Origin of the sequence: Emcibacter nanhaiensis, from assembly GCF_006385175.1 — a bacterium.
In the GTDB taxonomy this organism is placed as follows: Bacteria; Pseudomonadota; Alphaproteobacteria; order Sphingomonadales; family Emcibacteraceae; genus Emcibacter; species Emcibacter nanhaiensis.
The window spans coordinates 462,289-473,503 of sequence record NZ_VFIY01000005.1 but is presented as its reverse complement, the minus strand read 5'-3'; the positions used below and the strand labels follow the sequence as shown (position 1 = coordinate 473,503).

The window sequence follows — 11,215 nt, the reverse complement described above, 5'->3', positions numbered from 1 at the left end:
GGGCTATCCTTCAGGCTGGCTCAGGTTGACCTCAAGTTCCTCGGGCCAGGCGACGTCCCTGTTCAGCCGGACATAGGCCAGCCCCCTGACGCCGGTTTTGACCCGGTCGATATTTTTCATCACCAGTTCGCTGGGAATGGTCACCTTGACCCGGAACATCAGTTTTTCCCGTTCGTCCCGGGTTTCCACCTGTTTCGGGGTGAACTGGGCCTCCGGGGAAACAAAGGTCACCACCGCGGGGACAACCCGGCCGGGGGCAGCATCCACCTTGATCCGGGCCTCGGCACCGAAACGGACCCGGGCCGCTTCGGCCGAGGGCAGGAAGATGGTCATATAGATGTCGCTCAGGTCGACCAGGGTCAGCACCTTGCCGCCCGCCCCCAGCACCTCGCCATTTTCTGCCAGCCGGTAGAGCACCCGGCCGGTGACCGGGGCTTTCAGGGTTGCCTCATCGATCTGGATCTTGATTCTTTTCACTTCCGCCTGGGCGGAAGCCACCGCCTGTTCGGTGGTTTTCAACCGTGCTTTTGCCGCCTCCAGCGCTGCTGCGGCAATATCCCGGGTGCTGATTTTCTGGTCCGCCTGCTGCTGCGAGACATGGCCCTTCGCCACCAGCGCTCTGGTGCGCTCCAGTTCCTGGTCGGCAAATTTCAGTTCACTTTCCCGCTGGACAATGGTCGCTTCCACTTCACGGACCGATTGTTCCGCCTGCGCAATGGAAGCCCGGGCTTCCTCCAGCAGGGCTTCCTCTTCGGCCGTATCCATCACGGCCAGAACCTGTCCCGGCTTCACCAGATCGCCCTCGTTGGCGTAAATCGCGATAATCCGGCCGCCATATTTGGTGGCCACATCAACCTGGTCGGCTTCGATCCTGCCGTTGCCCATTGCAAAGTCAGAAAACTCGCCATTGTTCCGGGCCTGCCACCAGCGCACACCGCCGATAACGGCAGCAATGACAATGATAAAAATAAAAGCATTCCTGAGGAACGAACCGCTCATTGAAGACGTCTCCTGCCCTTTTTTGCTCTGCAACAATATAACCCGCATTAGACGAATTCAAGTGACCTGAGTCAATCGCACAGTCTTTTTTTAGCCGCATTCATAAATGAAACTTCGCTGACACTAAGGACAGTCGGATGATGCAACGTATTTTATTGATTTTATTTATAATTTCTCTCGCTGCCTGTACCCGGGAAGCCGGTGAGGAGATGGCCCGCAATATCTGCGACAGCGCCGGTAATTGCAGTTACCGCTGCCCGGACGGCACCCTGACCAGCGCCGGGTTTCCCCGCTGTCCTATCAACGACCGGGATCTGCTGCCCCCGGGCAATGAAGATGTGGGCCCGCCGCGAAAGTAGCCTAGTCCAGCTTGACGATCTGTTTGCCGAAATTTTCCCCCTTGAGCAGGCCGATGAAGGCCCGGGGCGCATTTTCCAGCCCCTCGGTCACTGTCTCCCGGTATTTCAGCTTGCCGTCCCTGACCCAGCCGGCCGCCTTCTGAACATATTCCCCGCACAGGTCGGGGCGGTCAGAGACGATAAAGCCCTGCATTTTCAGCCGTCGCTGGATCATCACCGCCATGCCGCGGGGACCGGGTGTCATTTCCGTGTCGTTATAGTTGGCAATCATCCCGCACAGGATGATGCGGCCAAAGTCTTTCATCTGCCACAGGGCCGCTTCCATGATTTCCCCGCCGACATTTTCAAAGTTGATGTCGATGCCTTCCGGGCAGACCTCGCGCATTTTCTTGTAAACCGGACCACAGGTCTTGTAGTTGAAGGCGGCATCGAAGCCCAGTTCGTCTATCAGCCAGGCCACCTTGTCATCTTCCCCGGCGCAGCCCACAACCCGCAGGCCCATGATCTTGCCCAGTTGCCCGACTACGCTACCGACCGCACCGGAGGCGGCGGACACGAACAGGGTTTCGCCCTCCTTCGGTTCACCGATCGACATCAGCCCCACATAGGCGGTCATCCCCGGCATGCCCAGGATCCCCAGGTTCCAGGACAGGGGCGCGATATCAGGATCCACCTTCATCAGCCCGGCGCCATTGGAAGCCGAGTAATTTTCCCAGCCCAGCATGCCGGAAACATGATCGCCGACGGCAAATTTCTCGTTATGGCTTTCAATCACTTCCCCGACCACGCCAGCCTGCAGCACCTTGCCGATTTCAAACGGCGCCACGTAGGATTTGCCCTCGTTCATACGGCCGCGCATATAAGGGTCCAGCGACATATATTTGTTTTTGACCAGGATTTCTCCCGGGCCCGGGACCGGCATGTCACCGGCCACATAATCGAAATTTTCTTCGGTCACCCAGCCGACCGGCCGGGATTTCAATAGAACCTGATGATTGATTTCCGCCATAATGCCCTCCTATATATCTTTAAGCTATATTATTACCGGACCTGATGCAAGGCGGTTGACTTCCCCCGGTCAATCCGCAAAGCTTTCGGCCTGACTGGAAATCCCGGATTTCCCGGATTTCCCATTATCATAGCAAAAAATGAGGCTCCATGCGGCTATTCTCTCTCACCGTCCTGCTTTTCCTGACCTTAATAACATCCGGCCGGACAGAAGAGCTGAGCGGCAAAATCTGGGATGTGCAGGACCAGTCCTTTATTTCCCGCGACCGGCTGATCGAGCAACTGAACAGGGCGCGTTTCGTCTTGCTTGGGGAGATTCATGACAACAAGCTCCATCACGACAGGCAGGCCGGGTTGCTGGACAAACTGACCGGCAGTGACCGGAAAAGAGCGGTGGTCTTTGAGATGGCGGAACGAAGCAAGCAGAATGCCTTTGCCATTTTCCGCAGCCGTTTCGCCTCGCCAGAGCCCGGCGGCAGCCCGCACCGGCACGACGCCAGCGGCCTGGAGGTGCTGCTGGACTGGGAACACAGCGGCTGGCCCGACTGGACCTGGTACAAACCCCTGTTTGATATCGCCATGGAAAAGGAGTTGCCGATCGGCGCCGGCGGCCTGTCCCACCATGATGTGGGCGCTGTGCATAAACAGGGGCTGGGCGGGTTGCCGGCCGACCTGAGGGCTGCGTTCTCCCCTTATCTGAACATCGACTGGCCCGACGAGCTGGAGCAACAAAGCCAACAGGAAATCATGGAAGGCCACTGCAATGCCCTGCCCGACCGGGTGCTGCCCCGGTTCAGCCTGATCCAGCGCCTCAGGGACGCCTCCCTGAGCCAAAGCCTGGTTGAACAGGCCGGCCTCAGCCCCATCGGCAAAGCGATCCTGATTGCCGGCAACGGCCATGTCCGCAGGGATCTGGGCGTGCCCTATTATCTGGTGAAATCAGGCGTCGCGGGAACGGTCCTGAGCGTCGGCCAGGTCGAGGTGCAACCCGGCCTGGAGACGCCCACGGACTATGCCGCTGCGCAGGGCGTGAAGCGGCTGCCCTATAATTTTGTGATCTTCAGTGAGGCAACGGACCGGGATAACCCCTGCGCCGTATTCAACAACAAGGGCAAATAGAAGGGGCCGCTATACAAGCAGCTTGAGCCCTTTGGGCGGCAGACCGGCAACCTCGATCCGGCCGCGGCCGTTTTTCTTGGCCAGATAGAGAGCCTCGTCGGCGGTCTTGATCAGTCCGTCGGCGGTGGTGCCGTGATCGGGGAACATGGCAACCCCCATGCTGGTCCCTACTTCCAGCTCAACGCCGTCGATTTCCAGCGGCTGGGAGATCTTTTTCAGGATCCTGTTGAGCGGGGCCAGAACTTCTTCAATTTCATTGATTTCGTCAAACATGATGGCGAATTCATCGCCGCCGAAACGGGCCACCAGGTCATCATCCCGGACGCTGACGGCGAAGATTTCCGCCACCCTTTCCAGCAGCGCATCTCCCATGGGGTGGCCGTGGGTATCGTTGACATGCTTGAATTTATCCAGGTCCAGCATGACGACGGCAAAGGGGCCGTCGTTGCGGCGGCTCTGGTGCAGCCGGCCTTCCAGTTTCTCGGTGAAATGCGCCCGGTTGGACAGGCCGGTCACACCGTCAAAATGGGCCATGCGGCGGATCACATGTTCCGCTTTCTTGCGCTCGGTGATATCCGTATAGGTGGCGACAAAACTACCGTCCAGCAGGACAGTCCGGAACACTTCCAGGGTGCGTCCGTCCTCCATTTCCCGTTCATAATGGGTCACTTCATCAGGGACAGCGGTTTCCGGCAGGTCGTCGGACAGGTTGTATTTGCCGACCAGGGCGTGGTCGGGAACGCTCAGCCGCGCATCGCTCAGGCTCCAGCTGAGCTGGGCAAATGTCATGTCCGCACTGATGGCCTCCGGCGCCAGGCCAAACAGGGGCGCCATTTTACTGTTCCAGTTGAGCATTTCCCCGTCGGCCGACACCAGGCAGACCGCCTGGGGCATATTTTCCATGACCGCCATCAGAAGACTGCTGTGCGCTTCGGCTTCTTCCCGGGCGAGAAAGTTTTCTTCCGCAAGGCCGATATTTTCCTCGGCAATTTTCTGCAACGCCGATTTTTCCGCAGCCAGGGCATCCCGGCTGGCGTGCAGCTCCAGGGAGGTTTCTTCCAGTTTTTCCTCCAGCGAGACGTTTTTCCGATAGAGGTAAAAGACCATGAAAACGGCAAGGGTTATGCCAAAGACGGCAAAGACGCCGGCGATATTGCCGTCAGAAAACACCATCCCGGCCAACAGCAGGAAAAACATCAGAATACCGAGCAGCGGATATATGTTAGTGGTGTTCTTTTCGTACGTCATAACCAACTCTGACAACTAAGATAACCCTAGGGTATGAGCTATTTATAAACAAAATCTTGATAGATAAATTTGTAAGTAAAAAACTACACCCGGGATAGGGAAAATCGGCGCCAAAGCTGTTGAAATATCAGGGAGATTTGATGAGAAAAAATTCTGCCGCGCCCCTTCCGCCTTTCCGACCCAAAGAGCTTTTGTTTGATCTCCCTCCCGGTTCTGTTAGAGTTTCCTCATAACCAACAACCTACGGGGATAGTAGTATGAAAAAGTCAGTTTCCTTTATCATTGGTATGACCATGTTGGCCTCGACCGCCTTTGCCGGCGAGGATCTCAGCAAAACCATCGCCAAGGATTATGACAGTTACCTGAAAGACCTGTTCGTCCATTTTCACAAAAATCCGGAACTGAGCCTGACCGAGACCAAGACCGCGGCCCGGCTGGCCAAGGAACTGCGCGCGGAGGGCTTTGAAGTCACCGAAGGCGTCGGCGGCACCGGCATTGTCGCCATCATGAAGAATGGTGACGGTCCGCTGGTCATGATGCGCGCCGACATGGACGGCCTGCCGGTGGAGGAAAAATCCGGCCTGCCCTATGCCTCCAAGGCGACCCAGAAAGACCCGATTACCGGCAACATGGTGCCTGTCATGCATGCCTGCGGCCATGATGTGCATATCACCAGCCTGGTGGGCACCGCCCGGCGCATGAACGCCATGAAAGACCAGTGGTCAGGCACCCTGATGCTGATCGGCCAGCCAGCGGAAGAACGGATCATGGGTGCGAGGAACATGATGGCAGACCATCTCTGGGACCGGTTCGGCACACCGGATTATGCCCTGGCGTTCCATGTTTCCGCCAATGACGAAGCCGGTGTCATCAATGTCAGCGAAGGCTCCCCCTATGCCGGTTCTGACAGCGTCGATATCATCGTCCACGGCATCGGCACCCACGGCGCCCACCCCCATGCGGGCAAGGACCCGATTGTGATTGGCGCGGAAATTGTCATGGCCCTGCAGACCCTGGTGTCCAGGGAACTGCCGCCCCGCTGGCCGGGTGTTGTGACCGTCGGTTCCTTCCATGCCGGCACCAAGCATAATATCATTTCCGACGAGGCCCACCTGCAGCTCACCGTGCGCAACACCAGCCCGGAAACCCGTAAAATCCTGCTCGACGGCATCAAGCGCATTGCGGTCAACATCGGCCGGGCCAACGGCCTGCCGGAGGACCTGCTGCCGGAAGTGATCTATTCCAAGGAAAGCACGCCGCCGACCGTGAATGATGCAGCGCTTGCCCGGCGCCTGAAGACCGTCTGGAAGGCGGGAATGGGCGAAGATGCGGTTGTGGATATCCCGACCAAAGGCATGGGCGCCGAGGATTTCCCCTTCTTCACCACCGACCCGAAGATCAAGAGCGTCTATTTTGCCGTCGGCGGCACCCCGAAAGAGACCTTTGAGAAAGCCAGGAAAGGCGGACCGGCAGTGCCGAGCCATCATTCGCCGCTGTTCAAGGTGGCCCCCGAACCGTCGATCACGGCCGGTGTCGAGGCCACGGTTCTGGCCCTGCTGGAGCTGATGCCGAAGAAATAACCTGGCAGAATCGTAACGATCCCCTTCCTGCCCGGCAGGAGGGGGATTTTTATTCAGGCGTCGTCGATAACGAGGAAATGCAGATGGGCCTTGGCGATGGGCTTGTCGCGGTCGTCCTGCCAGGCCGTCACATGCAGGTTGGCGAAACGGCGCCCCATACGGACCACTTCCGCTTCGGCGAAAAGGTCCTGCGGCTTGCCGCTCCTCAGGTAATCAATATTCATATCAACGGTCTTGGGACTTTTACTCATTTCCAGGTCCCAGATCAGCTGGCAGTAGGCCGCCACTTCCATCATGCCGGCGATGGCGCCGCCATGCAGCGCCGGCGGCAGGGGAGAACCGATCAGGTCATGGTCGAATTTCATCACGGTTGACAGCCGTCCGGCCCGGCGGCGCAGGACCAGGTTAAGAAGCTCACCATAGCCGCCGTCACATACCTCATGGTCAAAATCATCCTTGCCCAACAGCGGCTTGAATTCTCCGACGATCATCCCATACTCCCCACATTCTGGTCGCTGATGGAAAAGGCGGCAGAGGCGCGGGCAACCGGCTGCGCCGGATCCTCACACCAGGCTTCTCCCTGCACGAAGGCCACTTCCCGGGTCAAGCGAATGCATTCGCTCCGGGCGTTGATGGGGCTGAACGGGGTTGAGGCCCTGAGAAAATCCACCCTGAGGTCCAGTGTCGCCATGCCGCGCAATTCCCCGACCTTTTGAAAAACCGCCATGCCGAGCGCCGTATCCAGAAGGGTGCTTACCGCACCGTTCGCGATAATACCCTTCCCCTTGCCGACCGAAATGGCGTCACTGTAATTCAGTCGGCTCAGGACGGCAGTGCCTTCCGTGCCCAGTATCTCGATACCGATCTTGTTGGCGTGCATGACATAGGGAAGAATCTGCTTCAGGTCCAGGCTCACATTTGTCCCCTTTGTTCTGTTACGGCTTGGCTCATTGTCCCGGCGTCCAGGGTTTGGCGGCAAAACCGCCCTCCTGTCCCAATATCCTGAAGATAGCAATTTGCAGGCTTTCCGCAATCATATTGCTGCGGACGACAAATTTCTCCGCCAGTTCGGCTTCATAGAGTTCCCGGGCCGTGGCGTGAAACAGCTCGAGCCAGCGCGCAAACATGTCCCGGTTGATGCCTTTGATGCCCACATGCGGCGGCACCGGGCGGCCGTCATAACCGCCGGTTTTCAGCATCACATTGGACCAGAAAGCATACATCTTGGGCAGGTGCTGATCCCAGCGGTCACCAATCTTTTCTTCGAAAATGGGGCCCAGCACCTCGTCCTCGCGAACCTTGCCGTAAAAGCTATCGACCAGGGTCTTGATGTTGTCCGGGGTGATTTCGGAAAAGGCCATCACGCGCCTCCTGCGTAGGCCCGGGCAATGGTTTTGATTTTTTCATCCATGGAAAACAGGCCGTTGGTGCGCATGGGAGAAAGATGTTTTTCCAGTCCCAGCTGATTGAGAATATCACGCGCATCGGTCTGAAGTATCTCTGCCGGAGTCTTGCCGGAATAGATCATCAGCATCAGCGCCACCAGCCCCTTGACGATATGGGCATCGCTCTCACCGCGGAAAATCACTTTACCGTCTTTGAGGCTGTGCACCAGCCAGACCCGGCTGGTGCAGCCGTGCACCCGGTTTTCCTCGACCTTCTCGTCTTCGGCCAGTTCCGGCAGCTCGCGCCCCAGGTCGATGATGTATTTATAGCGATCTTCCCAGTCCTCCAGAAATTCGAAGGTTTCAATGACTTCAGTGATATCCATACCTGACATTACCCTGTTTTTTGTGTGCCGGATTTTTGGACCACATAGATATATGCCCCGTTTTCTTCCGTTTGCTCTTCCAGCCGATGGCCGGCCTGGTCGCAAAAATGGGGAATATCCAGCAGGGTCATTTCATCCGTTGCCCTGACCCTGATATAGGTGCCGGGGGCACTGATTTCCAGCAGTTTCCGAAGACGAAGGACCGGTATGGGACATTTGTGCCCGGATACATCCAGCTCCGTTATTTCCTGACCCTTGCTCATCCCTACTTTCCGCCGGAAGACCGGCACATGTTTCATTCAGTGTTGCAGTGTCGATGTAGCATCTCGTTCTCGGACTGGCAAAATATTTCACACCTGACCGACAGCCAAAGGCTTACTCCCATCCCTTGTCCCGCGCCCTGTCTCCACAGGCGTCCAGCCGCTCTTTGTCAGACAATATGCATGCGCACCTATTAAATTTCCATATTTAAATCAAACACATACGAAAAGGCCCGAGATTTGCGTCCAGCTCCGGATATCCGGACCGCGTTAACCACAAATTAAGTCCGACCCCCTAGACTCACTCCGAGTGCAGATCAGGGAAAAGTACATTAGTATGAATGGTGAGATATTGCCGATAAGAAAAACAACAGTTGCTCCCGTAGCAGGCGATATTCAGTTTTTGCTCGAAGGACTCCCGCATGCCGTGGCTGTCTTTGACGGCAACCTGCGACTTGAGTCCTGGAACAAGAAACTTCTGAATATTCTTGATATCCCGGAAAGTTTTTTCCGGGAGACAAGATATTTGCGCGATTTTCTTGACCTGGTATCCCCCGACTCACCTGACACTGCGGACACCGTTTCCAGCCAGATGTTTCAGGAAATGAAGCGGTTCACCTCAGCCCGGGACTTATTTCCGGTTTCCTTCGAACATTCACTGCCCAGTGGCCGACACATCGAAGTGAAGGGCGAGATCCTTCCGGACACCGGCTATATCCTGACATTGCTGGACATGACTTCCCGCAAAAAGGCTGAGAACCTGGAACAGAACGATCTTCAGGAAATGTCTACCCGGCTGGAAGAAATAAACATTCATCGCCAGACTATGGAGAAGCAGGCGGCGGATGCCGTACAGATGGCCGAGGAACTGGCACTGGCCCAGAATGAAGCACAAGAATCCGCCCGCCGGATCCAGGCCATCCTGGACGCCATGGCCGATGGCCTTGTGACAATCGACGAGGAGGCAATGATCCTCACAGCCAACCATGCCATAGAGGAAATGTTCGGCTATACGGTCGATGAAGTCGTCGGCCAGAGCCTTTTGTTTTTGCTGAATTCCACCTTTTTCATCGATCAGGAAGATATGATCGATTACTTCGATTCCCTTGACCGGAATAAAACAGAATTCAAGCGCAAGGAAACCGGCTACCGCAAAAACGGCGCCCATTTCCCCGTGGAACTGAGTATCCGTGAAGTACATTTCAACGACCAGCGGCAATATACCGTCCTGGTTCGCGACATTTCCGAGCGATTTGAAGCCGAAGCGCTGATCCGGAAAATGGCCCTGCACGACAGCCTGACCGGCCTGGCCAACAGGAACCTGTTGCAGCAACGGCTGGATGAAGCCCTGAAAATGGCCAAGCGGCTCGGTAAAAAAGTCGCGGTCATGTTCCTCGACCTGGATATGTTCAAGCCGGTCAATGACCTTTATGGCCATACGACAGGTGACCGGCTGCTCCGCATCATCGCAGAACGCCTGACCGAGTGCGCCCGGGAAGTGGATACGGTCGCCCGGCTGGGCGGCGACGAGTTCGCGATCGTCTTTACCAACCTGGACGACGAAACAGTGGTGACCAGAATCGCCAAACGGATCCTGAGCAAAATTCAGCAGCCCATTGAGATTGAAGATAAAATACACAATGTCGCCACCAGTATCGGCATCAGCTTCTATCCCCATGATTCGAGGATTCCGGAAGAATTGATCCGCATGGCAGATGTGGCGCTGTACCAGGCCAAGGATGACGGCCGCAGGCTGTATCGCATCTATGATTCCCAGATGGACGCCTCCGCCAAGGCGGAAAAGGAAATCGAGATGGACCTGAGCCGGGCCATTGAACGGAACGAACTCAGTCTTCACTACCAGCCGCAATTGGACACCATTGACAACAGCGTTGTCGGCGCCGAGGCGCTGGCGCGCTGGAATCATCCGGTCAAGGGACTGGTACCGCCTTACCAGTTTATCCCGATCGCCGAAAACTGCGGCGAGATCATCCCGATCGGCCAGTGGATTATGGAAACAGCCTGCCGCCAGGCCAAGGAGTGGCAGGACAAGGGCCTGCCCCCGTTCCGGGTCTGCGTCAACATTTCCGCCAAACAGTTCCACCTCAGCGACTTTACCCAACGGGTGGAAGATGCGCTGACCAGGTCAAAACTGGCCCCGCAGTGGCTGGAACTGGAAATTACCGAGGGTATGGTGATTGCCGACAAGGACAGTATCATCCCGAAACTTGAAAAGCTGTCCAGTCTGGGTGTGAACCTGGCAATCGACGACTTTGGCACCGGCTACAGTTCACTGGCTTACCTCAAGAAATTTTCGGTTCATCAGCTCAAAATCGACCAGTCCTTCATCCGGGATATTACCGAGGATCATGACGATGCCGCGATCACCGATGCGGTTATCCGCCTGGGACACAGCCTGGGCCTGACAGTGGTTGCCGAGGGTGTGGAGACCGAGGAGCATGTCCAGCTGCTGCGCCAGAAAGGCTGCGACGTCCTGCAGGGCTACCACTTCAGTAAACCGCTGCCGGTGGAACAGTTCGAAGACTGGATCAAAGCCCACAACGAACGGCTCTATTCCTGATCTAGTCCTGGTCCGCCACGGCCGGGCAATCGGCCTCGGCCCGGTTCATGGTAAAGCTGCCGTCTTTTTTCCGGTATTTGATCACCTGGGTTGTCTTGGCGCCGGGGATCTTGGTCTGGTACATCATGCAGCCGTTCTTGTCCTGTCCCAGCGGCACCTGAAAGACACCCTCGGCAGTTTCAATGGTCCCGGCCGGCCAGTCGGCCGCGGCGGCACGGGGAAATTCGCTGTTCGCTGCACAGGCGGAGAGCAGAATGGTCAGCCCCAGGATCGGATAAAGTTTCATGTCA

13 protein-coding genes are annotated in these 11,215 nt (G+C 56.8%); 4 read left to right on the top strand and 9 right to left on the bottom strand.

Translation table 11 applies throughout. From position 1 onward, the window contains the following. Positions 1-3: 3 nt before the first annotated feature. Positions 4-999, bottom strand: coding sequence for an HlyD family secretion protein (locus FIV46_RS06120; protein ID WP_139939502.1), 996 nt, complete (start codon positions 997-999; stop codon positions 4-6). Positions 1,000-1,136: 137 nt separating this feature from the next. On the opposite strand from FIV46_RS06120, the gene FIV46_RS06115 reads away from it, so the two are divergent. After that, positions 1,137-1,358 carry a hypothetical protein gene (locus FIV46_RS06115; RefSeq protein WP_139939500.1) on the top strand — a complete coding sequence of 74 codons (222 nt, stop codon included), beginning with the start codon at positions 1,137-1,139 and terminating at the stop codon, positions 1,356-1,358. A 1-nt stretch (position 1,359) separates the two neighbouring features. Here FIV46_RS06115 and FIV46_RS06110 read toward each other — a convergent pair whose 3' ends face one another. Next, positions 1,360-2,367: an NADP-dependent oxidoreductase gene (locus tag FIV46_RS06110; RefSeq protein ID WP_139939498.1), complete on the bottom strand. Its 1,008-nt coding sequence runs from the start codon at positions 2,365-2,367 to the stop codon at positions 1,360-1,362. Between the two features lie 149 nt (positions 2,368-2,516). Here FIV46_RS06110 and FIV46_RS06105 point away from each other — a divergent pair, with 149 nt between their 5' ends. Next, positions 2,517-3,485: a ChaN family lipoprotein gene (locus tag FIV46_RS06105; protein ID WP_139939496.1), complete on the top strand. Its 969-nt coding sequence runs from the start codon at positions 2,517-2,519 to the stop codon at positions 3,483-3,485. Positions 3,486-3,494: 9 nt separating this feature from the next. On the opposite strand, the gene FIV46_RS06100 is transcribed toward FIV46_RS06105, so the two are convergent. Then, on the bottom strand, positions 3,495-4,733 hold the full coding sequence (locus FIV46_RS06100; protein WP_139939494.1) for a sensor domain-containing diguanylate cyclase: 1,239 nt from the start codon (positions 4,731-4,733) through the stop codon (positions 3,495-3,497). A 257-nt stretch (positions 4,734-4,990) separates the two neighbouring features. Between FIV46_RS06100 and FIV46_RS06095 the strand changes: the two genes are divergently transcribed. Then, entirely contained in the window at positions 4,991-6,313 is a 1,323-nt protein-coding gene (locus FIV46_RS06095) for an amidohydrolase (protein ID WP_139939492.1), read from the top strand. 53 nt (positions 6,314-6,366) lie between these two features. On the opposite strand, the gene FIV46_RS06090 is transcribed toward FIV46_RS06095, so the two are convergent. Genes FIV46_RS06090 through FIV46_RS06070 form a run of 5 tightly spaced genes read right to left on the bottom strand, consistent with a single transcriptional unit; the run spans position 6,367 to position 8,347 of the window. Further along, positions 6,367-6,804, bottom strand: coding sequence for a PaaI family thioesterase (locus tag FIV46_RS06090; RefSeq protein ID WP_139939490.1), 438 nt, complete (start codon positions 6,802-6,804; stop codon positions 6,367-6,369). Beyond that, complete coding sequence (locus FIV46_RS06085) at positions 6,801-7,229, bottom strand: PaaI family thioesterase (protein ID WP_139939488.1); 429 nt, start codon at positions 7,227-7,229, stop codon at positions 6,801-6,803. The genes FIV46_RS06090 and FIV46_RS06085 overlap by 4 nt, the downstream gene beginning before the upstream one ends. Positions 7,230-7,260: 31 nt before the next feature. Further along, positions 7,261-7,674, bottom strand: coding sequence for a group III truncated hemoglobin (locus FIV46_RS06080; RefSeq protein ID WP_139939486.1), 414 nt, complete (start codon positions 7,672-7,674; stop codon positions 7,261-7,263). Further along, positions 7,674-8,084: a SufE family protein gene (locus tag FIV46_RS06075; protein ID WP_139939484.1), complete on the bottom strand. Its 411-nt coding sequence runs from the start codon at positions 8,082-8,084 to the stop codon at positions 7,674-7,676. The genes FIV46_RS06080 and FIV46_RS06075 overlap by 1 nt, the downstream gene beginning before the upstream one ends. An 8-nt stretch (positions 8,085-8,092) precedes the next feature. Beyond that, positions 8,093-8,347 carry a sulfurtransferase TusA family protein gene (locus FIV46_RS06070; protein WP_139939482.1) on the bottom strand — a complete coding sequence of 85 codons (255 nt, stop codon included), beginning with the start codon at positions 8,345-8,347 and terminating at the stop codon, positions 8,093-8,095. Between the two features lie 334 nt (positions 8,348-8,681). Between FIV46_RS06070 and FIV46_RS06065 the strand changes: the two genes are divergently transcribed. After that, a complete protein-coding gene (locus FIV46_RS06065; protein WP_139939480.1) occupies positions 8,682-10,925 on the top strand; it encodes an EAL domain-containing protein in 2,244 nt (747 codons plus the stop codon). A 1-nt stretch (position 10,926) separates the two neighbouring features. Here the strand turns inward: FIV46_RS06065 and FIV46_RS06060 are convergent, their stop codons facing one another. Further along, a complete protein-coding gene (locus FIV46_RS06060; protein ID WP_139939478.1) occupies positions 10,927-11,211 on the bottom strand; it encodes a hypothetical protein in 285 nt (94 codons plus the stop codon). Positions 11,212-11,215: the final 4 nt, after the last annotated feature.

Bases quoted from the DNA above. Each gene is read 5' to 3' on its own strand.
- FIV46_RS06080 (WP_139939486.1), bottom strand. From the start codon at position 7,674: ATGGCCTTTTCCGAAATCACCCCGGACAACATCAAGACCCTGGTCGAT.
- FIV46_RS06095 (WP_139939492.1), top strand. From the start codon at position 4,991: ATGAAAAAGTCAGTTTCCTTTATCATTGGTATGACCATGTTGGCCTCG.
- FIV46_RS06115 (WP_139939500.1), top strand. From the start codon at position 1,137: ATGATGCAACGTATTTTATTGATTTTATTTATAATTTCTCTCGCTGCC.
- FIV46_RS06100 (WP_139939494.1), bottom strand. From the start codon at position 4,733: ATGACGTACGAAAAGAACACCACTAACATATATCCGCTGCTCGGTATT.
- FIV46_RS06105 (WP_139939496.1), top strand. From the start codon at position 2,517: ATGCGGCTATTCTCTCTCACCGTCCTGCTTTTCCTGACCTTAATAACA.
- FIV46_RS06110 (WP_139939498.1), bottom strand. From the start codon at position 2,367: ATGGCGGAAATCAATCATCAGGTTCTATTGAAATCCCGGCCGGTCGGC.
- FIV46_RS06120 (WP_139939502.1), bottom strand. From the start codon at position 999: ATGAGCGGTTCGTTCCTCAGGAATGCTTTTATTTTTATCATTGTCATT.
- FIV46_RS06060 (WP_139939478.1), bottom strand. From the start codon at position 11,211: ATGAAACTTTATCCGATCCTGGGGCTGACCATTCTGCTCTCCGCCTGT.
- FIV46_RS06090 (WP_139939490.1), bottom strand. From the start codon at position 6,804: ATGATCGTCGGAGAATTCAAGCCGCTGTTGGGCAAGGATGATTTTGAC.
- FIV46_RS06075 (WP_139939484.1), bottom strand. From the start codon at position 8,084: ATGGATATCACTGAAGTCATTGAAACCTTCGAATTTCTGGAGGACTGG.
- FIV46_RS06070 (WP_139939482.1), bottom strand. From the start codon at position 8,347: ATGAGCAAGGGTCAGGAAATAACGGAGCTGGATGTATCCGGGCACAAA.
- FIV46_RS06065 (WP_139939480.1), top strand. From the start codon at position 8,682: ATGAATGGTGAGATATTGCCGATAAGAAAAACAACAGTTGCTCCCGTA.